The sequence below is a fragment of the Variovorax glacialis genome (assembly GCF_051216375.1).
Classification (GTDB): domain Bacteria; phylum Pseudomonadota; class Gammaproteobacteria; order Burkholderiales; family Burkholderiaceae_C; genus Variovorax.
Window position 1 is genome coordinate 173588 of the sequence record NZ_JBPJZT010000007.1, and the last position, 24236, is coordinate 197823.

Consider the following 24236-nt stretch of genomic DNA (forward strand, 5'->3'; position numbering starts at 1 on the left):
CTGATGTCGCACATGCGGGGTCGCGCCACGCTGGAGTCCGCGCCGCTCGAACGCAAGCTCAACCACTTCCACTACCCGGCCTTCCTGGCGGCACGCGATCCGGCGAACTATCCGGAAGGGCAGTGGGAAGAGGAGTTTCGACAGCTGGCCCTGGCCTACCCGGAAGACCGGCCTTTGCCGATCCCCGATCTGAGACTCTGAGCCGACAGGCGGAGGGGTGTGGGAGTCGAACCCACCCGGCGACGCATGGCGCCACCCACCGGGTTTGAAGCCCGGCCGTCCCACCAGGGACGTTGCCCCTCCATGATTGAATTCGAAGTGGTCCTCGCCATCACGACGTGCCCTCCGAAAATAAAGAGGTGTCGCTGCGCAACCTGTGCGCGTCCCCGACGCGGCGCAGCAGGCCGGTCCGGTCGAAGAATTCGAGCACATGGATCGCGCGCTTGCGGCCGAGGCCGGTGGCATCGCGAAACTGTGCGGCCGTGACCTCGCCGTCCGCGCCGGCGGCGACCTTGCGCAGGATGGCCGCCATGCGCGCCATGCTGTCCGGCGGGTAGTAGAGGTCCTTCACCACCTGATGCATCTCGCCGCGCTGCGCGAGGCGCGCCAGTGTCGTGCGCATCAGCGCTTCGTTCTCGTGCGTGTCGCGGGCGAGGTCGCGCACCCAACTGCCTTCGAAGCCGGCCGTCGACATCAAGGGCCTGACCTTCTGTGCGAGGCGCTCGTCGGTGGCCGTGAGACGAAGGCCGTGCTCGGGCAAGTGCACGAAGGCGCCGCGAATGCCGATGTGTCCTTGAGCACGCAGGTCGGCAAGCAACGCGCGCCACAACGGCTCCGTCCATCGCGGCGCCGCGAGCCGCCGCAGGCGACCGGCGTCGGGGCCCAGCGTGTTCGGCTCGCGTTGATGGAAATTGCCCAGCGCAGCCAGCACACCGTCCTGCGCAGCGCGACGATGGCTCGCTGCCAGCGCCCAGTCGCAGCCCTCCGCCTCGGCTGCATGCAATGCGCCCTGCGGCAGCGACGCCATGGCCTGCGAGGGCAGGCCTTCCGCCAGTGCCCAGCGGCGGAGCGACACGCCATGCGGCGCAGCATCGATCAGCGACGCAAGGCGCGCCGTCGCATCGGGCTGCGACCACGCACGCAACTCCGCCAGGCGCTGCGGGGTGCGGCGATAGCGCACCGGCGCGAACGGGTCCAGCACACGGCCTCCCGCCAGCGTGCGGCTGCCCGAGTTGTCGCGCAGCACGATCCGATCGCCGTGCCATGCGCCCACGGGATGGTGCAGCACCAGTTGCACGTGCGCGGAGGCACCGGGTGCCATCGACTGGGCCGCATCCTTCGCGTCACCGCCTTGCACATCGAGGATGGCGACCGTGCCGAGCACGTCGGCGGCACCGATGTGCACATGCACGGGTGTGCCCGATCGCAGCGCCTTCGCCTCGTCGTGCCACAAGGTGAGGCCGGCGTCGATCCGGTCGGTGGCGATCGCGCTGTCGCGCGCGACCAGCCACTGCCCGCGCGACACCTGCTCCTTGTCGATGCCGACGAGGGCGACCGCACAGCGTTCGCCGGCCTGTGCGCGCGTGACGGCACGATTCTGCGCATGCAGGCTGCGCACACGGGCCGTCAGCGCCGGCGTCGATGGCGTGAGCGCAAGCTCGTCGCCTACCTGGACCTGCCCTGCATGCACCGTGCCGGTGACGACGGTGCCGACACCGTCGAGCGTGAAGGCGCGGTCGATCGCGAGGCGGAAGGCCGAGTCGCCCTCGCTGCGGGCTGGCGTCGCGCGCGCCGCATCGAACAGCATCTCGCGCAGCGGCGCGATGCCGATGCCCGTTTGCGCCGACACCGGCAGCACGGGCACGCCCGCCAGTGCGCTTCGCGCCAGCAGCGCATCGACTTGCGCCCGCACTTCATCGATGCGCGCCCCGTCCGCCCGGTCCGCCTTGGTGATCGCCACGGCGCCGCGCGAAATGCCGAGCAGCGACAGCACGGCCAGGTGTTCGCGCGTCTGCGGCATGACGCCATCGTCCGCGGCCACCAGCAGAAGCGCGAAGTCGATGCCCGTCGCGCCCGCGAGCATAGTGTGCACGAGCCGCTCGTGCCCGGGCACGTCGATGAAGCCGATGCGTCCGGCCGCCGCGCTCCCCGGCACGTCGAGGAAGGCATAGCCCAGTTCGATCGAGATGCCGCGCTTCTTCTCCTCGGGCAGGCGGTCGGTGTCCACGCCGGTGAGCGCGTGCACCAGCGTGGTCTTGCCGTGGTCGATGTGGCCTGCCGTTCCGATGATCATGGCTACATGAAATTCCGGGTGTGCAGGTCGGCGAGGCGCCCGGCCTCGTCGCGATCGAAACCCAGCCGGGCCAGGCGGGCGCGCCGGCCGGCCGACATGTCGCGCTTGAGCTGCTGCACGGCATCGTGGCCGCGCGCGATGGCGGCGGGCGTCAGCTCGCCCGCGGCGAGCAGGACCAGTGCGTCGAAGACCTCCTCGTTCAGCCCGGCGGTTGCGGCCAGGGCGTCGTAGCGCACTTCGACCGCATTGCGCAGGCGCACCTGGTAGTCGGGCTGCGCGGCCAGGCGGTATTCGAGGTGCGCCATGCCGAAGGCGACATGGCGTGCCTCGTCGCGGGCGGCCAGGCGGGCGATCTGGCGCGTCACCGGGTCGGGCGCGTGTTCCTGCAGGAAGTTGAGCAGGTTGACGAAGCTGCCTTCGCCCAGCACCGCGAGCAGGAAGGTCGACACCGAGAAATCCGGCGCGTCGAACAGCGTGCGCAGCGACGCCTGCCCGCCGGCGGTCGACAGCGCCGGCGTGTGCCCGCGCAAGGTCGCACGGCGCGTGAACACTTCGACGTGCCGGGCTTCGTCCGCGCATTGCAGGGCCAGCAGCTGGAGGACTTCGCGGTAGTGCGGGTGGATCTGCCCCAGGTGCCGCGCCGGCACGAGCAAGGCCGCGTTCTCGTTCTCGATGAGATAGGTCATGACCTGCACCACGGCGGCCTCGATGGCCGGTGGAAGGTCGAAGGGCGCGTCCCAGTCGATGGCCGTTTCGGGATCCCACTGCGCCGCGGCGCCTTGCCGGTACAACTCGCCCGCTGTGGCGGCCCAGAGCTCGTCGCGGCGGTTCAGGCCGAAGGCGAAACGCGGGCTTCCCGCTTCGACGAGTGCGCCGCGTGCGGCAAGGCCCCATGCCGGGGAGGCCTCCGCAGCCGGCAGCGCGCTCTCGTCGAGCCGTGCGCGCCCCGTCGGCAGCGCGTCGCGCCAGCGGCCTTCGGCGTCGGCGCCGCGGATCACGCACGCTTCCAACTGTCCGGCCGCCGTCGAGGCGAAGCGTGCCGCGTGACCCTGCTGCCGGCACCAGGCGGCCAGGTGAAGGTCCCAGGCCGGCGCCTGCCCGCGCACGCGCAGTTCGCCGCCGACCGGCAGCGCGGCCAGCGCGCGACGGATCAGCAGAAGGGCGCCCTGGTCCAGCCCGAGCGTCTCAATATCGATAGTCGTCGGCAAGGATTCGGCCATCGGGGCTGTAGAAGTTTTCGTCGTCCACTGCGCGTTCGAGCAGGGCGTAGCCGCTGGTCCGTCCGGTGCGCCACTGACGCAGGCCCTCCAGTTCGAGCAACGGGCGCACTTGCGGGTCGTCCCACCGCATCGCCATCAGCAAGGAGATGAACTGGTCGATGAGCGCGGCGGGTGCATCCGGACTGGTGGTGAAGTTGCAATGGTCGTAGGCCGCGGTGGTGGCGATGACACGCGTGCCGCCGGCGGGCAGGGTGCCATCGAGCCCGAAGGCCAGGTGGTTGCCATCGATCAGGCAGCAGGCATCCACCTCGCCGGCAATGAGCGCGGTCGCGGCGTCGCGCTCGCCTCCGATGTGGTCGCCGTGCTTGCCGCCGAGCACGTCGAAGCGGCGCACGCTGAAGTCGCGCCCGCCGACGAGCCCAGCGCCGCGCAGGTGGTCGAGCGGGATCAGCGTGGCCTGCGGCGAATCGATCGCACCGACGCCGACCGTCTTGCCGCGCAGGTCCGCGACGTCTTTCATCGGGGTGTCCGCGCGCACGACGATGACCGAGCGCAGGTCGCAGTCGGTGTCGCGCATCGCGACCGCGCGCACCTGCTGGCCGCGGCTGCGTGCGATGCGGTCGGCCCGCACCCAGGCCAGCGGCGAGTTCCACGCCAGGTGCAGCGTGCCGTCGAACTGCGATTCGACCTGTCGCTCGTAGTTGGAATACAGCACGTAGTCGAAGGCCAGCCCGTGCCGGGCGAAGAAGGCCTTGAAGCCTTCCCAGATGGTGACGACCTTGGGGGCGTAGGCCACGGCCCCCATGATCAGCGTCGGATGCGACATCGCGCGCTCCTTCAGAAGAGAGGCAGGCCGGTGATGGCCTTGCCGATGAAGTCGTAGAGCACGTCGGAGGTCGGCGCCATCACGCTCGCCGCGCGCGCATCGCGGAACAGCCGCTCGATGCCGGCCTCCTTGCGGAAGGCGGCCCCGCCGCACACGCGCATCGCGATGTCGGTCACCTCCAGCGCAGTCTCGCCGGCCGCGGCCTTCACCTCCAGGACCCGCAGCATCGTGTCGGCGCGGCCGGCGCCGATGGCGGCGACGGTGTCGTCCAGCAGGGCCTGCGCCATGTCGGTCTTGATGCGCGCACGGGCCAGGTAGGCGCGGATCGTCGGCAGGTCCGCCAGCGAGGAGCCCAGGTGAAGATGCTTCGTCTGGCCCACATGGCCGATCGCCCGCGTGAGCGCGCCGTCCATCAGGCCGACCGAGCAGGCGGCGCTCAGCACCGAGAACCAGGGCAGCACGACGCCCATCATCACGTCGAAGCCCTTGCCGTCGTCACCCAGCCGGTCGTCTGCGGCTATGCGCACGCCCTGCGCGGTGATCGGCGTCGATGCGTTGCCGCGCAGGCCCAGACCGTCGAAGGTGCCGGGCTGGCTCAGGCCTTCGCTCTCCGCGTCGACCCACCACAGCGTGCTGGCGCCGTCCGCCGCCAACGGCTTGCTCGACCAGACATAGCTGTCGGCCTCGAAGGCCGACGTCACCCAGCTCTTGCGCGCATCGAGCACGACCTGCCCGCCGTCGGCGCGTGCGGTGCCGGTCGGCGCCCAGAAGTGGCTGCGCGAATCGGCCTCCGAGAAGGCCAGCGTGCCCAAGTGCCGGCCGCCTGCGATGTCCTTGCGGACGGGCTCCTTGCCGAAGTGCTCGATCACGGCGGTGGCGCAGTAGTGCATGCAGGCGACCATCGCGGTGGACGGGCAGCTTTGCGCAATGCGCGAGACCACCTGCGCCGCTTCCTTGAGACCGAGGCCCATGCCGCCGACCTCCTTGTCGGACACCAGCCCGAGCAGTCCGGCCTCGCCCAGCGCCTGGATCACCTCGCGCGGAAAGCGTCCCTCTCGATCGGTGCGCAAGGCCAGCGGCTCCAGCGTTCCGGTGAGGATGGGGGCGAGTGCGTCGAGGTATTCCATCGGTTTCTCCTGGTCGAGGTGGATCGGAAATGTCAGCTCAGAAGTTGTTTCAGGCGAGGCAGCTGCGCCACGAAGGCTTCGCTTTCCTCCAGGCAGCGGAGGTCGAGCAGCAGGCGGTCTTCGGCGATGCGGCCGATCACCGGCAGGGGAAGGGCGCGCAGGGCGGTGGCGAGCGCATCGAGCGAGGTGCCGATGCCTTTCTTCGTCGTGCCGGCCGGCGCGAGGGCGAGGCCGGCCGATGGCAGGCGCTCGACCGGCAGCGAACCCGAGCCGATCTGACCCAGCAGGTCGACAACTTCGACCGTGAAGCGCGGTGCCACCGTCGACGCGAGTGTGGGTTGCAGCGTATGCGCCAGCGCGCGGATCGTGTCGGCGGGCCGGGTCAGCAATCGCAGGGTGGGAAGGTCCTGCGCCAACCGTTCGGGCCGCAGGTAGAGCATCAGCGTGGCTTCGAGCGCGGCCAGCGGCAGCTTGCTCATGCGCAGGGCCCGCTTCATCGGGAACTTGCGGACGCGGCCCACCGCCTCCTTGCTGCCCACGATGAGTCCGGCCTGCGGACCGCCCAGGAGCTTGTCGCCGGAGAAGGTGACGACATCGCAACCGGCGGCGAGCATCTCCTGCGGCAAGGGTTCGCGCGGCAGGCCGTAGTGGGCCAGGTTGACGAGCGAGCCGCTGCCCAGGTCGGTGGCCAGCGGCACGCCCCGCGCATGCGCGATGCCGGCAAGGGTGGCCTCGTCGACGGCCGCGGTGAAGCCCTGCACGGCGTAGTTGCTGGTGTGCACCTTCATGACGAGCGCGGTCTGCGCGTTGATGGCGCGCTCGTAGTCCTGCGGGTGCGTGCGGTTCGTGGTGCCGACTTCGACCATGCGCGCACCGGCGCTCGCCATCACGTCGGGCATGCGGAAGGCGCCGCCGATCTCGACCAGTTCGCCGCGCGAGACGATGACTTCCCGGTCACGCGCGAGCGCGGCGATGGAGAGCAGCACGGCCGCCGCGTTGTTGTTGACCACCGTGGCGGCCTGCGCGCCAGTGATGGTGCACAACAGTTCTTCGACGATGGAATCGCGATCGCCCCGGGTGCCCGATGCCAGGTCGTACTCGAGGTTGTTGGGCGCGGTCATCACCCGTAGCAGGTGCTGCAGGGCCGCGTCGGCGAGCAGGGCACGGCCCAGGTTGGTGTGGATGACGGTGCCGGTGAGGTTGAGCACGGCGCGCATGCGCGGCGCCAGCCGGGCTTGCACGCGCGCAGCGAGCGCGGCGGAGAGCGCATGGGACTCGACCTCCAAACGGGGCAGGGCACCGACGACCGCCTGGGCGCGAAGGCCATCGAGCAGGGCGCGGGCTTCGTTGGCGACGAGCGTGTGACCGTGCGCATCCAGCAGAGCGCGCGATGCATCCAGCCGGAGCAGCTTGTCCACCGAAGGCAGATCCTGGGGCCTGGCCTTCGAACCGTGAACCACGGATTCGTCGGTCGCAGGCATCAGCCGCCTCCGCCGTCGTCGGGAATGTCGGGATCGCCGAAGAGCAGCATCAGATTGACGCCGTGCCGGCGAAAGCCCGCTTCGGACACCAGGAGGTCGAGCGTGACCGAGGCCAGGTCATCGGCCGCGGCCTCGACCTGCGCGTCGCGCTCCATGTGCACGATCTTCAGGTAGTGGCCGCACTCGTCGCAGGTCTCGGCTTCGATGACGGACTTGGGCGCACCGGATGCGGCAGCGTCGACGGGCTGCAGCGACTGGTAGTGGATGCCCTTGGTGCTCTCGCAATGGCTGCACTTGATGCGCACCATGTGCCATTGCGTCGAGCACAGCGAGCAGTGCAGGTAGCGATAGCTGCCCGCGCTGGGTTCGATGCGCGAGATGCTGGCCGTCGGACGGCTGCCGCAGCAGGGGCACAGCGTGGCGTCGTCCGTGCGGCCGAACGGCGGGAGGCGGTCGGCGCCACGCGCGTCCTGCGTCGCGATCACGAGCTGCGACCAGTACGCCTGAAGTGCGGCGGCGATGAGCGGCGCGGCCGCGAGGTCCAGGCCGAGCATCACGTTGTTGAGCAGGCGGTCGGCCTGCGCTTCGAGTCTGTCGTCGTCCGCTTCGCGCAGGGCGCGAACGCTGGCTTGCGCGGGACTGCCTTCGAGCCGTTGCAGCAGGCGGTCGAGCATGCGGCGCAGCACCGCCCGCCATGCCGGGTCGCGCGGCCAGTCGATCGCAGGCAGGGGCGGCATGCCGGCCCGCGAGGCGGCGTCCAGCGCGGCGGCATCCGGCAGGGGAACGGCGGGAAAGTCCTGGAGCGCCGCGTGCTGCGCATGCGCGACGTCGGCCATGAAGATCAGGAAGTCGCGCATCGGGTGCGACGCGGCGCGCTGGCGCAACCGCATCTCGCGCTCGGCGAAGACCTCCGAGCGGCGAGGCGTCTGGAGAAACGGAACCTGCTGTCCCGCGCGGACGGCGATCTCTTCCGGTGTCAGCAGCGGACTGGCTTGGCTCAGGCTCATGGATCTATTCTGCGCTCCGGCACCGCGCCCTGCTTGCGCAATTGGTCGTACCAGAGCGGATGGTGCTTGCGAGCCCAGCCGTCGCTGACGGTGCCGCGCGTCATCGAGCGGATCGACCCCTTGACCCAGATCGCCGCGTAGACGTGCACGATCACGCCGATCACCAGGATCGCGGCCGACGCCGAGTGCACCACCACCGCGATGCGCCGCAGGGTGATCGGGAAGAAGTCGACGAACCAGGGCCGCCAGAACATGAAGCCGGTGATCAGCAGGAGCAGCAGGCAGACGGTGAACAGCCAGAACACGCCCTTCTGGCCGGCGTTGTACTTGCCCACCTGCGGCATCTTGTCCTCGTCACCCTTGAGCAGGTCGCCGGCATGCCGGACCCATTGGGTGTCGTGGGACTTCCAGGTGTTCTCGTGCCACACCTGGAAGAACAGCAGGACGAAGCCCAGCACCATCAGCAGTCCGAAGAAGGGGTGCAGGATGCGCGTCCACGGTCCGCCGCCGAAGAGGGCGCTGAAGAAGAACATCGACGGATGGAAGAAGGCCAGTCCCGACAGCGCCGCGCAGATGAAGAGGAATGCCACCGCCCAGTGGTTCATGCGCGTGTGGTCGGGATAGCGTCGGATGATGGTGCGTGACATGGCAACTGCTCCTCAAACGTCCGTCCTGCGCTCGGTGGGCTTCTCGCCCAGCGTGGGATCCGGGTTCTCGTCCTCCTCGACCTCCAGCGGCCCGACCTTGTTGTAGTGGAAGAAGCCGGCCACTGCGGCGCCGACCATGGCAGCCACCGCCAGCGGCTTGGCGGCGCTCTTCCACAGCGAGACCCAGGGACTGATGTGCGGGTCGGCCGGCAGCCCGTGGTAGAGCTCCGGCTTGTCGCCGTGCTGCAGCACATACATCACGTGCGTGCCGCCCACGCCCGGCGGGTTGTACACGGCGGCCTGCGCATAGCCGCGCTCCTTGAGGTCGACGATGCGCTCCGCGCCGTAGTCGAGCATGTCGCTCTTGGTGCCGAAGCGGATCGCGCCCGTGGGGCAGGCCTTGACGCAAGCGGGCTCCAGGCCCACGCCGACGCGGTCGGAGCACAGCGAGCACTTGTAGGCCTTGTCGTCCTTCTTGCTGATGCGGGGCACGTCGAAAGGGCAGCCGGTCACGCAGTTGCCGCAGCCCACGCAATGCTCGCTGATAAAGTCGACGATGCCGTTGGCGTACTTGATGATGGCGCCAGGGGATGGGCAAGCCTTGAGGCATCCCGGGTCCGCGCAGTGCATGCAGCCGTCCTTGCGGATCAGCCATTCGAGCTTCGTCTCCTCGTTCTGCTTCGTCTCGACTTCAGAGAAGCGCATGACCGTCCAAGACTCGGGCGACAGGTCGGCCGGGTTGTCGTACACGCCCACGTTGTGGCCCACCGTGTCGCGCAGGTCGTTCCACTGCATGCACGCCACCTGGCAGGCCTTGCAGCCGATGCAGCTGGACACATCGATGAGCTTCGCCACCTCGGGCGTCGAGCGCGCCTGCGGACTGGGCGTGGTGGTCGCCGAGCGCGCGGCGATGTCGAGTGACTGCAGTGAAGACATGTCAGTTCCCCCCCACGTGACCAAATGACTCGCAACGCATGAACCCGCCAGGCCCGAGCCCAGGGATACCGCGGAACCGGCTCCGCCGGGCCGCCGGTATCGCCCCCTCGAGGGGGAGGCGCCGCAGGCGCTTCGGGGGTGGCCTCATACCGCGGAACCGGCTTCGCCGGGCCGCCGGTATCGCCCCCTCGAGGGGGAAGCGCCGCAGGCGCTTCGGGGGTGGGCTCGTGTTCATGCCTTTTCGATGTTCACGATGAACGCCTTGAACTCCGGCGTCTGCGTGTTGGCATCGCCCACGAACGGCGTCAGCGTGTTGACCAGGTAGCCGGGCCGGGTGAGGCCAACGAAGCCCCAGTGGTTGGGCAGGCCGACGGTGTCGATGGTCCGGCCGTCGCACTGCAGCCGCGGGATGCGCTTAGTGACCACCGCGACGGCCTTGATGAAGCCCCGGTTCGACGACACCTTCACCATGTCCCCGTGGGCAATGCCCTTGGACTTGGCAAGCTCCTCGCCGATCTCGACGAACTGCTGCGGCTGGATGATCGCGTTGGTCAGCGCGTTCTTGGTCCAGTAGTGAAAGTGCTCGGTCAGCCGGTAGCTGGTCGCGACATAGGGGAAGTCCTTCGGCGAGCCGAAGGCTTCCAGGTCGCCCTTGAACACGCGGGCCGCCGGGTTGGCGCGCGCCTTCGCGTTGTTCGGGTGCATCGGGTTGTTGTCGAGCGGCGATTCGAAGGGCTCGTAGTGCTCGGGCAGCGGACCTTCGGCCATGCCGGTGGGTGCGAAGAGCCGTGCCACGCCCTCGGAGGTCATGATGAAGGGCTGGACGCGGTCGGCATCGCCCGGGTTCGCGTCGGGCCGGATGTCGGGAACGTCCGAGCCGCCCCAGCTCGTGCCGTTCCATTGCACGAGCCTGCGCGTCGCGTCCCATGGCTTGCCGTCGGGCGCGCTCGATGCGGCGTTGTAGAGGATGCGGCGATTCGCCGGCCAGGCCCATGCCCAGCCGAGCGTCTGCCCGATGCCCCACGGGTCGGCGTTGTCGCGGCGGCCCATCTGGTTGCCGGCCTGCGTCCAGGCGCCGGTGTAGATCCAGCAGCCGGCGGAGGTCGAACCGTCGTCGCGCAGTAGCCCGAAGCCCGACAGTTGCTCGCCCGCCTTCGCCATCACCTTGGTCGCGTCCTTGGGGTCGACCAGGTCGGTGAGCGCCTTGCCGTTGTATTCCATCGCGAGCTCTTCGGCCGACGGACTGTGCGGGATCTTGTAGGGCCAGGTCAGCTTGACGATCGGATCCGGGAAGGCGCCCCCTTCCTTCACATAGGCCGTCTTTATCCGGTTGAAGATGTCGGCGATGATTTCGATGTCGCCCTTGGCCTCGCCGGGTGGCGGTGCGCCGTTCCAGTGCCATTGCAGCCAGCGGCCGGAGTTGGTGAGCGAGCCGTCTTCTTCGGCAAAGCAGGTGGAGGGCAGGCGGAACACCGTGGTCTGGATCTCCTCGCTCTTCACGTCGTTGTGCTCGCCGAAGTTCTTCCAGAACTCGGAGGTCTCGGTGTTGAGCGGATCGATGGTGACCATGAACTTGAGCTTGGACAGCCCCGCGATGATCTTCTTCTTGTTGGGGAAGGAACCCACCGGATTGAAGCCCTGGCAGAGGTAGCCGTTGAGCTTGCCCTGGTTCATCAGCTCGAAGGCCTGCAGCACGTCGTAGAGCTTGTCGATCTTCGGCAGGTAGTGGTAGGCCCACGAATTGTCGGCCGTGGCCGCGCTGCCCCACCAGGCCTTCTGGAGACTGACGAAGAACTTGGGGTAGTTCTGCCAGTAGCTCATCTGGTTGGGCCGCAGGGGCTGCAGCGCGCGTGTCTTGTAGTAGGTGTCGAGGTCCTGCTCCTCGTCGCGCGCCAGGGAGAGGTAGCCCGGCAGCGAGTTCGACAACAGGCCCAGGTCGGTCAGGCCCTGGATGTTGCTGTGGCCCCGCAGTGCATTCATGCCGCCGCCGGCGATGCCGATGTTGCCGAGCAGCAATTGCACGATCGCCGCGGTGCGAATCATCTGCGAGCCCTGGCTGTGCTGCGTCCAGCCCAGCGCATACATGATCGTCATGGCCTTGTTCGGCACGGCGGTGGTGGCGATCATTTCGCACACCTTGAGGAACTTGTCCTTCGGCGTGCCGGTGATCTGGTTGACCACCTCGGGCGTGTAGCGCGAATAGTGCCGCTTCATCACCTGCAGCACGCAGCGCGGGTGCTCGAAGGTGGGATCGACCTTGGCGAAGCCCTTGTCGTCGAGTTCGTAGCCCCAGCTGTCAGGGTTGTAGCGGCGCCTGGCCTCGTCGTAGCCGGAGAACAGGCCGTCGTTGAACTGGTAGGCCTCGCCGACGATGAAGGACGCGTTGGTGTAGTTGCGGACGTAGTCCTGCTGCAGCTTGTTGTTGCTCAGCAGGTAGTTGATGACGCCGCCGAGGAACGCGATGTCGCTGCCCGCGCGGATCGGCGCATAGAAGTCGCTCATGGCCGCCGAGCGCGTGAAGCGCGGGTCGACGACGACGAGCTTCGCCTTGTTGTGGTGCTTGGCCTCGATCACCCACTTGAAGCCGCACGGATGCGCCTCGGCGGCGTTGCCGCCCATGATCAGGATCAGGTCCGCGTTCTTGATGTCCACCCAGTGGTTGGTCATCGCGCCGCGTCCGAACGTCGGGGCCAGACTGGCCACCGTCGGTCCGTGTCAGACGCGCGCCTGGTTGTCGAAGACGAGCATCCCCAGCGAGCGCATCGTCTTGTGCGTGATGTAGCCCGTTTCGTTGGAAGATGCGGAGGCGCACAGCATGCCGGTGCTGAGCCATCGGTTGACCGGCTTGCCGTCGGCATTGCTGGTGATGAAGTTGGCGTCGCGGTCGGCCTTCATGAGCTTCGCGATGCGCGACATGGCCTCGTCCCACGAGACGCGCTTCCATTCGCTGCTGCCGGCCTCGCGCACTTCGGGGAACTTGAGGCGGTTCGGGCTGTGCACGAAGTCGAGCAGTCCCGCGCCCTTGGGGCAGAGCGTGCCCCGGTTTACCGGATGGTCCGGATCGCCCTCGATGTGGATGATCTCGGCGGTGACGTTCTTCGCCCGGTCGCCCAGGCTGTACATGATGATCCCGCAGCCGACCGAGCAATAGGGGCAGGTGTTGCGGGTCTCCGTGGCGCGCGTCAGCTTGAAGTTGCGCGCTTCCGCCAGCGCCTGCGTCGGCGAGAAGCCGAGCGCGACCAGGCTGGACGCCGCCAGCCCGGCGCCGCTGACGCGGAAGAATTGCCTTCGGTTCATGTCCATCGTGAAGCCTCCTGTGATGCGGCCTATTTCTTCGGCGGTGGGGTTTCGGACTTGGCTGCGCCGTCACCACCCGTCGGTGCGGACGTGCCGCCCGAGGCAGCGCCGCCATCCTGCCTGCCGCCCGTGACGCCACCGATGGCGGTGGCGCCTTCGGCAGGCCCGGACCCGGAGGACGATGGCGGAAGGTCGCCGGAATGCGGCTTGATGCCCTCGGTCGACGAGTTGCTGGCGGCGGGTGGCGAGGGAGCCGATGCCGGCGGCGCGGCAGGCGCGCCCCGATCGCACGCGGCCAGCGCGAGCAACGAGGCGGCGAGGCCTATCCGGGCGATCGGGCTCATGGCTAAGACGAACTTCGTTTGGCTCGCGCCAGTTGGCAATACAACCCGACATGCGACAAGCCTTGGAAAACCCTTAGAGGTGGGAATGTTTCATTCGTCATCTTCCCCGTTTCGGGCGAATGATTTCGCAGCCTGGCCGGCAATGAAGGCGAAATGGCCCAAATCGAGCATCGAGGCACCAGATCAAGTGCGACGCACATCGCGCCATGAGCGAGCGGGCGCGCAACAACTACCTGTTCGCGCGCGCACTCATCGGCATCGACGTGGACACGCCCCGCGTCCGGATCCAGTGAAGCTCAGCCGGCGGTGCGCGGCTTCAGCGTCTGCGCCAGGCCCTCGGCCAGCTCCCGCAGGCCGAGCGGCTTTCGCAGCAGCGCCACCACACCGGCGTCCCGCGCACTCTGTTCGAGCGCAGCGCCCACATTGCCGCTGACCAGGATCACCGGCAGGCCGGGGCGGGCCGCGAGCAGGCGGCGGGCGAGTTCGCTGCCCGTGAGCCCCGGCATCATTTCATCGGTCAGCACCACATCGAAACGCTGCGGGTCTGCCATGAAGACCTCCAGCGCACGCTCGGCGGAATCGAAGCCGACCGGCTCGTAGCCAAGCTCCGCCAGCAGCTCCTCGGCCAGTTCGACCAGCGGGCGCTCGTCGTCGACAACCATCACGACCTGCCCGTTGCCGAGCGGCCATTGCGGATCGGGGCGCGCCGCCTGGCCTTCGACCTCGCCGGACGCCGGCAGCCAGACAGCGACCTTCGTGCCGTGCCCGGGCTCGCTCTGGATGTCGATCGCGCCGCCGAGGTCGGCCACGATCCCATGCACCATCGACAGCCCGAGTCCCGTCCCTTCGCCCACCTTCTTGGTCGTGAAGAAGGGATCGAAGGCACGCTGAAGCACTTCCGGCGACATGCCGCTGCCCGTGTCCGACACCGTGAGGCGCACGTAGTCGCCAGCGGCGAGCTCGCCGTGGAGCAGCGGCTTTGCTGCGTCGCAACGGACGCGCTCCAGCACGAGCTCGATCACCCCGGCGTCGCCGATGGCTTGTGCGGCGTTGGCGCAGAGGTTCATGACCACCTGGTAGAGCTGGGTGCCGTCGCCGAGCACGGCGGCCGTGCCGGCCTCCAGGCGTGCATCGAAGCGGATGCCTTCGGGCAGGGAAGGGCGGAGCATCGCGATGGCTTCCTCCGTGACGGCCTGGATGTGCACCGGCACGCGCTCTGCGACGCCGCTGCGGCTGAAGTCGAGGATCCTTCGCACCAGCACCCGCGCCCGCGCGCCGGCCTGCAGCACGCGGTCGATGTGGCGTCGCATGTCGCTGCCGGGCTCCGCATGCTGCTGGGCCATTTCGCCGAAGCCGAGGATCGCGCCGAGGATGTTGTTGAAGTCATGCGCGATGCCGCCGGCCAGTGTGCCCAGCGACTCCAGCCGCTCGGCCTTCTGCAGCCGGGCCTGCAGCGCGGCCTTCTCGGCCTCGCCGGCCTCCAGTCGCCGAAGCTGGCGCAGCAGGCCCGCGATGGTCAGCACCACCAGCGCCGTGAGCAGCAGCGTGCGGATGATGGCGCTGCGCACCTCGTCGCGCCACGGGCGCAGGGCGTTTTCCTCGTCGCGGATGATGGCCAGAGTCAACGGCCGCTTGCCAATGCCCACGGCCGCTACCAGCTTGGCCCGGCCGTCGGCCGGACTGACCGCGCGATCGATCAATGGCGCGCCCTTGAAGCCCGGCACTTCGGGAAAGCGCCGGCTGGGGTCCAGCCCGGTGACCTCCGGCTGCCGTACCACCAGCGTGCCATCGTCGAGCGTTAAGACGAGGGCGCTGCCTTCGCCCAGCTCGATCGCCTTGTAGGCCGCCTGGATCTCCTGCAGCGTCACGATCGCGGTGACCACGCCGTCGAAGCTGCCGTCCGGGGTGTTCAGCCGGCGCGACACGACCAGCGCGGGCAGCCGTTCGGTGCGCGTGACCACGGGCTCGTTGATGTAGAGACCCGCGGAAGGGTGCTCGCGCTGGCTCTGGAAGTACGGCCGGTCGGAGACATCGGCCAGCGGCGCCCCCGTGATCCGCGAGCGATGGCGCTGCAGGCCCTGGGCGTCGACCACCGTCAGCACGCTCACTTGCGAGACGCCGACCACGCGCGATGCCAGGCCGTCCGCAACGGCCTCCGGGGGCAGGTGACGTCCGGTGGTCTCCCACCATTCGGTGGTGTCCCGCAGAAGCACGTCGACCGCCTGCAGGGTCCTGGCGCCTTGCTCGGCCAGCGCCTTGGCCAGGTTGCCCAGCTCGCGGTCGTTGGCGAGCATGATCTGCTGGTGCAGCCGCCAGCCGTCGTACACCGCCGAGCCGGCGAATGCCGCCACCAGGACGACACCCGCCGCGATGATCCGCTGCCGCAGCCGTTGGCCCGTCGTCATGAGGCTAGGCGACGGCCGCCACGGCGTCGAGCAGTTCCTCGCGGCCGCACGGCTTGGCGAGCAGGCGACAGACGCCCAGGGCGCGGGCTGCGTCCGAATTGCCGCCCAGGCTGCGCCCGAGTTGCGTCGAGATGCCGATGACCGCCGCACGGGGATAGGAGGCGTGTACCGCCTGCACCGCGCGCGCGGTCTCGCCGTGCCGGGAGCGCGGATTCGGCAGGTCGAGGATGACCAGGTCGACCGTGTCGTCGGAAGCGGCCGCGGGCCGCTGCAGCGAACGGACCTCGTGCCCCTCGCCGGCGAGCCATTCGGAAATCAGCAAGCGCATCGCTCCATCTTCCTCGATAACCATGATCTTCAGCATGAAATCAGTCCAATCCTTCACCGGGGCGAAGTGGCGCCCCATGGGATCTATTGGCGCTGATGCGGGTGCCGGGGCGATGTCAGATTGGCGGGGCGGGATTACAGTTGTAATGCGCCTGTAGGCACCCGTAGGATCAATTCAACTACGCTCCCTGTGCCATGAACACTGTTGCACCCCACATCCTTGTCGTCGACGACGATCCGGCGCTGCGCGAGCTGATGTCGGACTATCTGTCGGAGAACGAATTCCAGGTCACCGCGGTCGCGAGCGGCGCCGAGATGAATGCGGTCCTGCAGAACAGCGTGATCGACCTGGTCATGCTCGACCTCCGCCTGGCCGGCGAGGACGGCATGAAGCTGGCGCGCGGCCTGCGCGAGACCAGCGAGGTGCCCGTCATCATCGTCACCGGCAAGCAGGACGAGGCCGATCGCGTGATGGGCCTGGAGATCGCCGCCGACGACTACGTGACCAAGCCCTTCAGCAACCGCGAGATGCTGGCGCGGATCCGGGCGGTGCTGCGCCGCTGCCAGTCCCGGGCCGACGCCGCGCCGCAGAGCCGCAGCACCAAGCGCCGTGCCTACCGCTTCGCCGGCTGGGAGCTCAACCTGCTGGCGCGCCGGCTGACGTCGCCGGAAGGGCAACGCGTCGAACTCAGCAACGGCGAGTTCAACCTCCTGCTGGCGCTGTGCGAACAACCGCAGCGCGTGCTGTCGCGCGACCAGTTGCTCGAGATGTCGCGGCTGCACGGCGCGGAGGTGTACGACCGCTCGATCGACGTGCAGATCCTGCGCCTGCGCCGCAAGATCGAGGCCGATGCCTCGGCGCCGAAGATGATCCGCACCGAGCACGGCGCGGGCTATGTCTTCGAGCCCCAGGTGCAAGTGGTGCACTGAGGCATAAAGACACTGGCGGCCTCGCTCAGCGCGAGGGCCCGTCGTCCGCATCGAGCTGCGTGCTCGATGCGTCGAGCCGGTCGACGCGCCGGCCCAGTTCACCGACCTGCCGCCGAAGCGTCGCGATGCTGGAGCGCAGGTCGTCGAACTGTTGAGCGTTGATCTTCGATTGCCGCTCCAGCGCGGACAGCAGCAGTTCGGTGATGTCGGGCATGGCTTCTTCTCCCCGCCGCGCTCAGCGACCTGTTTCGAAGAGGAACCAGGCGCGCCGCTCGGTCTCGTCGATCCAGACCTCCGGCACGCTGGCCGTGGCGACGTCGCCATGTGCGTCGCACAGCGCGTGTGTCGCGCGCATAGAGGTCTCGCGACGGGCGATGGCGTTTTCGAGGGTGAGAGTCATTGCATGGGCCTTGGGTGTGCATCGGGTTGAAGGATGAACCACCCTTGGATGCGCTGCAGGTGGTCCATGGCTGAACTTTGAAGCGCCCGCGTTGCCACGCGATTGCAGCCGGCCCCTTTTCCGGTCGACTTCCGCTACAGCTGAAACACGAGGGTGTCCACCCGAAACCACGACGCAATGGCGGCCCTGGACGATCGGTCCCCATGCCGATCAAGGACGCCTCATGAATGACGACAGCATTCGCCCGTACCAGCGGCACGCCTTCCACAAATCCGTGCCGATCCGTCTTCGGCGTTCATTCCCCTGACAGGAGCTGGTTCCATGACCTTGCATCAAGCACTCTGGCGCTGCCGCATCGGCGCCGCCCTCAGCGCCTTCGTTTTCCTGGCGGCCTGCGGCGACTCGAAGCCCCATGCGCCCGTGGCGCAGGCGCCGGAAGTCGAAGTGGTCGCCGTGCACCGCCAGCCCGTGCCGGTCCGCACCGAACTGCCGGGCCGCACCTCGGCCTATCTCGTGGCACAGGTGCGCGCGCGGGTCGACGGCATCGTCCTCCAGCGCGAGTTCGAGGAGGGCTCGGACGTCAAGGCCAACCAGCCGCTCTACACCATCGACCCGGCACCGTATCGCGCCGCGCTGGACAGCGCCCTCGCGACCTTGCAGAACGCGCAGGCCAACCTGGTGTCGGCCACTGCGCTGGCGCAGCGCTACAAGCAGCTCATCGGCGCGAACGCCGTGAGCAAGCAGGACCTGGACAACGCGGTCGCCGCCCAGGGCCAGGCGCAAGCGTTGGTCGCCTCGGGCAAGGCCGCCGTCCAGACCGCGCGCATCAACCTGGCCTACACCGAGGTGGTATCGCCGATCAGCGGCCGGGTCGGCATCTCGCAGGTCACGCAGGGGGCCTACGTGCAGGGGAGTGCGGCGACGCTGATGTCCACCGTGCAGCAACTGGACCCGATCTACGTCGACCTGAACCGCTCGAGCCTTGCCGGCCTGCAATGGCGCCGCGACATCGCCTCGGGCAAGTTGAAGCTGGCCGGCCCCGACGCGACGAAGGTGCTGCTCACGCTGGAAGACGGCAGCCGCTATCCGCTGCCCGGCGCGCTGGAGTTCACCGACGTCACGGTCGACGCGGGCACGGGCTCGGTCACGGTCCGTGCCGTCTTCCCGAATCCGAAGCACGTGCTGCTGCCGGGCATGTTCGTGCGGGCCAGCATCGACGAAGGCGTGGACGAGCGCGCGCTGCTGGTGCCGCAGGTCGGCGTCACGCACGATCCGAAGGGCCAGGCCACGGTGCTCGTGGTCGGTGCCGATGACAAGGTCCAGCTCAAGACCATCCAGGCGACGCGCACCCTTGGCGACCAATGGGTGGTCGACGGCGGCCTGTCGGATGGCGAGAAGGTCATCGTGGCCGGCCTGCAGAAGGTCAAGGACGGGACGCTGGTCAGGCCGGTGGAGAAGGACGCGCCGGCCGCTGCCACCACGCCGGCCGATCGCCCCGTCGTCGCCTCCAGCACCAACTAGACGAGGTGCGACGATGGCCAGATTCTTCATCGCGCGCCCGATCTTCGCGATCGTGCTCGCCATCCTCGTCATGCTGGCGGGGGCCCTGTCGATCTTGACGCTGCCGGTCGAGCAGTATCCGCAGATCGCCCCGCCGACGGTGCAGATCACCACGAGCTACCCCGGCGGGTCCGCGACCACGGTGCAGGACACGGTGGTCCAGGTGATCGAGCAATCGATGAGCGGGCTCGATCACCTCCTGTATCTGTCCTCGGCCAGCGACGACACCGGGCAGTCGACCACGACATTGACCTTCGCGCCCGGAACCAATCCGGACATCGCCGAGGTGCAGGTGCAGAACAAGCTGCAGCTCGCCACGCCGCTGCTGCCTGCGCAGGTGCAGCAGACGGGCGTGCGCATCACCAAGTCCAGCAGCGCTTCGCTGCTCGTGGCCGGCTTCGTGTCGACCGACGGCAGCATGACCAAGTTCGACATCGCGAATTACGTCGTGTCCCATGTACAGGACCCGGTCAGCCGGATCGATGGCGTGGGCAACCTCAACGTCTTCGGCACGCAGTACGCGATCCGGATCTGGCTCGACCCGCAGAAGCTCTACAGCTACGCGCTCACGCCGGTGGACGTGAACACCGCCGTGACCAACCAGAACGTGCAGGTCTCCGGCGGCCAGCTCGGCGGCGCGCCCGCCGTCGGCAACCAGCAGCTCACCGCGACGATCACCGCCGCGACGCTGCTGCGCACGCCCGAGGAGTTCGGCGCGATCCTGCTGAAGGTGATGCCCGACGGCTCGCAGGTGCGCCTGCGCGATGTCGCGCGCATCGACCTGGGGGCCGAGAACTTCGCCGTCGATACGCGCTACGACGGCAAGCCGGCGGCAGGCATCGCGGTCCAGCTCGGCACCGGCGCCAATGCACTGCAGACGGCCACGGCGGTGCGCGCGCGCATCGAAGAGCTCTCGCGGTACTTCCCACCCGGACTCAAGGTGGTGTACCCCAACGACTCGACGCCCTTCATCAAGGAGTCGATCAAGGAAGTCGTGAAGACGCTGTTCGAAGGCATCGCGCTGGTGTTTGTGGTCATGCTGCTCTTCCTGCAGAACATCCGGGCCACCCTCATTCCCACCATCGCGGTGCCGGTGGTGCTGCTCGGCACCTTCGGCGTGATGGCGGCGCTGGGCTTCACGGTCAACACACTGTCGATGTTCGGCCTGGTGCTGGCGATCGGCCTGCTGGTGGACGATGCGATCGTCGTGGTGGAGAACGTCGAGCGCGTGATGGAGGAAGAGGGCCTGCCCGCCGTGGAGGCAACGCGCAAGGCGATGGGCCAGATCTCCGGCGCGCTCGTCGGCGTCGCGATGGTGCTCTGCGCGGTGTTCGTGCCGGTGGCGTTCTCAGGCGGCACGGTCGGCGAAATCTATCGCCAGTTCTCGCTCACGATCGTCGCGGCGATGCTGCTGTCGGTGTTCGTCGCGCTCACGCTCACGCCGGCGCTGTGCGGGTTGATCCTCAGGCCATCCCATCCGGACAAGGGCAGGAAGGGCTTCTTCAACTGGTTCAACCGGACATTCGACAGCTCGCGCGATCGCTACGTTCACGGCGTGCGCCATGTGATCGGACGCGCCGGCCGCTGGTTCGCGATCTACGCGGTGATCATCGCGGCGGTGGCATGGCTTTTCGTCCACCTGCCGACGTCCTTCCTGCCGACGGAAGACCAGGGCTTTGTCTACATCCAGGTGCAGACGCCGCCCGGCGCGACGATGGAACGCACGGGCAGGGTGCTCGACACGATCCAGGGCTACCTGGCAAAGGACGAGCGGGACACCGTCGAGAGCAGCTTCATCGTGAACGGCTTCAACTTCGCCGGACGCGGACAGAACCAGGGCCTGGTGTACGTGCAGCTCAGGGACTGGCATCAGCGAAATCGCCCCGAGCTGAGCGCCGATGCGCTGAACGCGCGACTGGCGAAGCACTTCGCGTCGTATGAGGACGCAGTGATCATCCCCATCAATCCGCCCGCCATCCAGGGCCTGGGCACCGCCTCGGGCTTCGACTTCGAACTGGAGGATCGCGGCGGCGTCGGCCACGAGAAGCTGACGCAGGCGCTCGACAAGCTGCTGGAACTCGCCCGGCACGACCCCGACCTCGCGCTGGTGCGGCGCAACGGGCTCGCCGACAACCCGACCTTCAAGGTCGATGTCGACCGCGAGAAGGCGAGCGCACTCGGCGTGGCCATCCCGGATGCCGACCAGACTTTCTCGATCGCCTGGGGCTCGAAGTACGTCAACAACTTCCTCGATACCGACGGCCGCATCAAGAAGGTGTACCTGCAAGCCGACGCGCCGTACCGCATGAATCCCGAGGACCTGGACCGCCTCTACGTGCGCAACGGGCAGGGCGGCATGGCGCCGTTCTCGTCCTTCGCCAAGGGGACGTGGACCTTCGGCCCGCCGCAACTCCAGCGCTACAACGGCGTGCCCGCGGTCGAGATCCAGGGGCAGGCCGCGGCCGGCCGCAGCACCGGCCAGGCCATCGCCGCCATGGAACGGCTGATGAAGCAGATGCCGGAGGGCATGGGCTACGAGTGGACAGGCGTTTCGCTGCAGCAGCAGCAGTCCGGCTCGCAGGCACCGTATTTCTATGCGCTGTCGATCCTGGTGGTGTTCCTCTGCCTCGCCGCGCTGTACGAGAGCTGGGCGATCCCGCTGTCGGTGTTGCTGGTCATCCCGCTGGGCGTGCTCGGCGCATTGGGCGCGACGACGCTGGCCGGCCTGTCGAACGACGTCTATTTCCAGGTCGGGCTGCTCACGACGATCGGCCTGTCGGCGAAGAACGCCATCCTGATCGTCGAGTTCGCCCGCGACCTGCAGGCGAAAGGGAAGAGCGCGCTGGATGCGGCCATCGAGGCCGCCCACATGCGCCTGCGGCCGATCGTCATGACCTCGCTGGCCTTCGGCCTCGGCGTGCTGCCGCTGGCGCTGGCCAAGGGCGCCGGCTCCGCGAGCCAGAACGCGATCGGCATCGGCGTGATCGGCGGGATGGCGACGGCCACCTTCCTCGCGATTTTCATGATTCCGATGTTCTATGTCGTGGTCGCCGCCAGGCTGGCGCGGCCCAAGGCTTCGACGACGCCGTCAGCCGCCGTTGCAAGCCCAGAAGGAGTCTGAAATGCATGTCCTAAAGCATGGCGTGATCGCATTGGCGGCCGCAATCGCCTTGGCCGGCTGCTCCCTGCAGCCGATCTACCAGAGGCCCCCGGCACCGATTGCTGCCGCGTATCCGTCGGGCGACGCCTACGGAATGCCGGTAGCGGCGGTCCCGGGCGCGACACCCGCTGCGGACATCGGCTGGCGCAATTTCCTTTCGGACGAGCGCCTGCAGCGGCTGGTCGAGCTTGCGCTGCACAACAACCGCGACCTCCGCGCGGCGGTACTGAACGTGGCACAGGTGCAGGCGCAATACCGGGTGCAGCGCGCGGCCCTTTATCCGCAGGTCACTGCCGGCGCGGGGGGCTCGCAGTCGCGAACGCCCGCCAGCCTGACGCAGAGCGGCGAGACGCTGGTCGCGCATTCGGCGTCGGCGGAGCTGTCGGTGGCTTGGGAGGTCGACCTGTTCGGCCGGCTGCAGAGCCTCAGCGATGCGGCGTTCGAGCAATACCTCGCCAGCGCGCATGCGCGGCAAGCCGCGCAGATCCTGCTGGTCTCGCAGGTGGCCGACCAGTACTTCACCGTGCTCGCGTTCGACGAGCAACTCGCCGTCACACGCAAGACCCTCGAAGCCACGACCGGCTCGCTCGCGATCGTGCAGCGCCGGTTCAATGTCGGCACCGCATCGGATCTCGACCTGACGCAGGCACAGACGCTGGTCGAACAGGCCCGGGCCAACGATGCCGAGCAGGTGCGCCTGCGGGCGCAGGCCGAAAACGGGCTGGTGCTGCTCGTCGGCGAGCCGCTGCCGCCGTCCCTGCCGCAGCCGGTGCGGCTGAGCGAGCAGGCCATCCGCGACGACGTGCCCGCCGGCCTGCCGTCCGATCTGCTCACGCGCAGGCCCGACGTCCTGCAGGCCGAAGCCGTGCTGCGTTCGGAGAACGCGGACATCGGCGCGGCACGCGCGGCCTTCTTTCCGCACATCACGCTGACCGGCGCATTGGGCACGGCGAGTTCGTCGCTGGGCGGGCTGTTCGGCGCCGGCGCCAGCGCATGGTCCTTCGTGCCGGCGCTCACCTTGCCGATCTTCGACGCGGGCGCCAACCAGGCCAACCTCGACGTCGCCAAGGTGCGCAAGGACATCGGCATCGCGCAGTACGAGAAGACGATCCAGACCGCGTTCCGCGAGGTGTCCGACGGCCTGGCCGCCCGCGGCACCTACAACGACCAGCTCGTCGCCGCACAGCGCTACGCCGAGGTCGAATCACGCCGCCTGGGGCTCGCGCAGGTCCGCTACGACAGCGGCGTGGACGGCTACCTTGAAGTGCTCACGGCGCAACAGGACCTCTACAACGCGCAGCTCTCGCTGGTGTCGGTGCGCATGAATCGCCTGGAAAGCCTGGTCGACCTGTACCGCGCGCTGGGCGGCGGCTGGATCCCCGACACCGGCGACGACAGCGATCTCGCGCACGTCGCCAGCAGCGGCAGCAACGCCAGGTAGCCCGCCGCGACGGGCCATGTTTCAAAAGAAACCGTGCCCGTTTCAGCCGCATCACGCGTTCGCCGCGTCGCAATCCGGCGGCAACCGCCGGATCCGACAGTAGAGGCACCGGGACAGATGCAAGTCGTCCGGTTTTTTCAAAGAGATCGCCGGATGCGTGTCTGTCGGCGCCACCTCTCTCCTTCATTCAGACGCGCGAAGGAAATCATCATGAAGAAGTTCAACCTCACCATGGGCCTGCTGGCCACCGTCCTGACCCTCTCCGCCACCGTGGCGTCCGCGCAGGTGACCCGTGCCGAAGTCAAGGCACAACTCCAGGCCGCGCAGGCCAGCGGCCAGCTCGCCGCGCTCGACGGCGAGGACAGCGGCTCGGCCTACCTGGCCTCGCACTTCCACTCGACCGAATCGCGCGGCGAGGTGAAGAGCGAAGTCAAGGAAGCCCGTGCCGACCACACGCTGAACGTGCTGGACGGCACCGACAGCGGCTCGTTCTACCTGTCGCGCCACGAGACCCTCGACACGCCGCGCGCGGAAGTCAAGGCCGAACTCGCCGCCGCGGAAAAGAACGGCACGCTCGACCAGCAGTACGGCGAGGACAGCGGTTCGTTCGAACTGTCGGCCAACCGCTACCCGCACGCCAAGCGCGCGGCCGTCGCCTCGAACTGAGCATGCGGGGTCCGGCGGCATGTTCCTCCTCGACTTCCCCTGGTACCGCGTCGTGGCGATCGCGGGACTGACATGGCTGGCAGCCGCCGGACCCATGCCGGTCTTCGCGACGCATCTCGCCGACCATGCGACGACGAGCCTGTCCGCGCCGGACCGCGCCAGCGCGCGT

The 24236-nt window shown here is 68.4% G+C and carries 20 protein-coding genes and 1 tRNA gene; 6 read left to right on the forward strand and 15 right to left on the reverse strand.

Annotated elements, in window-relative coordinates:
- Positions 1-12 precede the first annotated feature (12 nt).
- Entirely contained in the window at positions 13-201 is a 189-nt protein-coding gene (locus ACSFBL_RS19940) for a hypothetical protein (RefSeq protein ID WP_435517544.1), read from the forward strand.
- Positions 202-210: 9 nt separating this feature from the next.
- Here the strand turns inward: ACSFBL_RS19940 and ACSFBL_RS19945 are convergent.
- The 13 genes from ACSFBL_RS19945 to ACSFBL_RS20005 form a co-directional block, all read right to left on the reverse strand.
- Positions 211-303, reverse strand: a tRNA-Sec gene (locus ACSFBL_RS19945).
- A 28-nt stretch (positions 304-331) separates the two neighbouring features.
- Positions 332-2293: a selenocysteine-specific translation elongation factor gene (selB, locus tag ACSFBL_RS19950; RefSeq protein ID WP_435517545.1), complete on the reverse strand. Its 1962-nt coding sequence runs from the start codon at positions 2291-2293 to the stop codon at positions 332-334.
- A gap of 2 nt (positions 2294-2295) precedes the next feature.
- Entirely contained in the window at positions 2296-3513 is a 1218-nt protein-coding gene (locus ACSFBL_RS19955; protein ID WP_435517546.1) for a ferritin-like domain-containing protein, read from the reverse strand.
- Entirely contained in the window at positions 3479-4339 is an 861-nt protein-coding gene (locus ACSFBL_RS19960; RefSeq protein WP_435517547.1) for a phosphate/phosphite/phosphonate ABC transporter substrate-binding protein, read from the reverse strand. The genes ACSFBL_RS19955 and ACSFBL_RS19960 overlap by 35 nt, the downstream gene beginning before the upstream one ends.
- Before the next feature lie 11 nt (positions 4340-4350).
- Positions 4351-5466: an acyl-CoA dehydrogenase family protein gene (locus tag ACSFBL_RS19965; protein WP_435517548.1), complete on the reverse strand. Its 1116-nt coding sequence runs from the start codon at positions 5464-5466 to the stop codon at positions 4351-4353.
- A 32-nt stretch (positions 5467-5498) separates the two neighbouring features.
- Positions 5499-6947, reverse strand: coding sequence for an L-seryl-tRNA(Sec) selenium transferase (gene selA / locus ACSFBL_RS19970; RefSeq protein WP_435517549.1), 1449 nt, complete (start codon positions 6945-6947; stop codon positions 5499-5501).
- Complete coding sequence (gene fdhE / locus ACSFBL_RS19975; RefSeq protein WP_435517550.1) at positions 6947-7954, reverse strand: formate dehydrogenase accessory protein FdhE; 1008 nt, start codon at positions 7952-7954, stop codon at positions 6947-6949. The genes selA and fdhE overlap by 1 nt, the downstream gene beginning before the upstream one ends.
- Positions 7951-8601 carry a formate dehydrogenase subunit gamma gene (locus ACSFBL_RS19980; protein ID WP_435517551.1) on the reverse strand — a complete coding sequence of 217 codons (651 nt, stop codon included), beginning with the start codon at positions 8599-8601 and terminating at the stop codon, positions 7951-7953. The genes fdhE and ACSFBL_RS19980 overlap by 4 nt, the downstream gene beginning before the upstream one ends.
- A gap of 12 nt (positions 8602-8613) precedes the next feature.
- Positions 8614-9537, reverse strand: a complete 924-nt coding sequence (gene fdxH, locus ACSFBL_RS19985; protein WP_435517552.1) for a formate dehydrogenase subunit beta — start codon at positions 9535-9537, stop codon at positions 8614-8616.
- A 231-nt stretch (positions 9538-9768) separates the two neighbouring features.
- Entirely contained in the window at positions 9769-12840 is a 3072-nt protein-coding gene (gene fdnG / locus ACSFBL_RS19990; RefSeq protein ID WP_435517553.1) for a formate dehydrogenase-N subunit alpha, read from the reverse strand.
- Between the two features lie 23 nt (positions 12841-12863).
- On the reverse strand, positions 12864-13178 hold the full coding sequence (locus ACSFBL_RS19995; RefSeq protein ID WP_435517554.1) for a hypothetical protein: 315 nt from the start codon (positions 13176-13178) through the stop codon (positions 12864-12866).
- Positions 13179-13474: 296 nt separating this feature from the next.
- On the reverse strand, positions 13475-15583 hold the full coding sequence (locus ACSFBL_RS20000) for an ATP-binding protein (protein WP_435517555.1): 2109 nt from the start codon (positions 15581-15583) through the stop codon (positions 13475-13477).
- Positions 15584-15587: 4 nt separating this feature from the next.
- Positions 15588-15947, reverse strand: a complete 360-nt coding sequence (locus ACSFBL_RS20005; RefSeq protein WP_435517556.1) for a DNA-binding transcriptional response regulator — start codon at positions 15945-15947, stop codon at positions 15588-15590.
- Between the two features lie 158 nt (positions 15948-16105).
- On the opposite strand from ACSFBL_RS20005, the gene ACSFBL_RS20010 reads away from it, so the two are divergent.
- Positions 16106-16840: a response regulator gene (locus tag ACSFBL_RS20010; protein WP_435517557.1), complete on the forward strand. Its 735-nt coding sequence runs from the start codon at positions 16106-16108 to the stop codon at positions 16838-16840.
- A gap of 25 nt (positions 16841-16865) precedes the next feature.
- Here the strand turns inward: ACSFBL_RS20010 and ACSFBL_RS20015 are convergent, their stop codons facing one another.
- Together ACSFBL_RS20015 and ACSFBL_RS20020 are read right to left on the reverse strand one after the other, a co-directional pair.
- Complete coding sequence (locus ACSFBL_RS20015; RefSeq protein ID WP_435517558.1) at positions 16866-17054, reverse strand: hypothetical protein; 189 nt, start codon at positions 17052-17054, stop codon at positions 16866-16868.
- Positions 17055-17075: 21 nt separating this feature from the next.
- Positions 17076-17240 (reverse strand): ferritin family protein, encoded by a 165-nt coding sequence (locus tag ACSFBL_RS20020; protein WP_435517559.1) that lies wholly within the window; start codon positions 17238-17240, stop codon positions 17076-17078.
- Positions 17241-17561: 321 nt separating this feature from the next.
- On the opposite strand from ACSFBL_RS20020, the gene ACSFBL_RS20025 reads away from it, so the two are divergent.
- From ACSFBL_RS20025 to ACSFBL_RS20040, 4 genes are all read left to right on the forward strand, one after another.
- Entirely contained in the window at positions 17562-18761 is a 1200-nt protein-coding gene (locus tag ACSFBL_RS20025) for an efflux RND transporter periplasmic adaptor subunit (protein WP_435517560.1), read from the forward strand.
- A gap of 13 nt (positions 18762-18774) precedes the next feature.
- Positions 18775-21921: an efflux RND transporter permease subunit gene (locus ACSFBL_RS20030; RefSeq protein WP_435517561.1), complete on the forward strand. Its 3147-nt coding sequence runs from the start codon at positions 18775-18777 to the stop codon at positions 21919-21921.
- Between the two features lies 1 nt (position 21922).
- Positions 21923-23401, forward strand: coding sequence for an efflux transporter outer membrane subunit (locus ACSFBL_RS20035; RefSeq protein WP_435517562.1), 1479 nt, complete (start codon positions 21923-21925; stop codon positions 23399-23401).
- A 210-nt stretch (positions 23402-23611) separates the two neighbouring features.
- Positions 23612-24067, forward strand: a complete 456-nt coding sequence (locus tag ACSFBL_RS20040) for a DUF4148 domain-containing protein (protein ID WP_435517563.1) — start codon at positions 23612-23614, stop codon at positions 24065-24067.
- Positions 24068-24236: the final 169 nt, after the last annotated feature.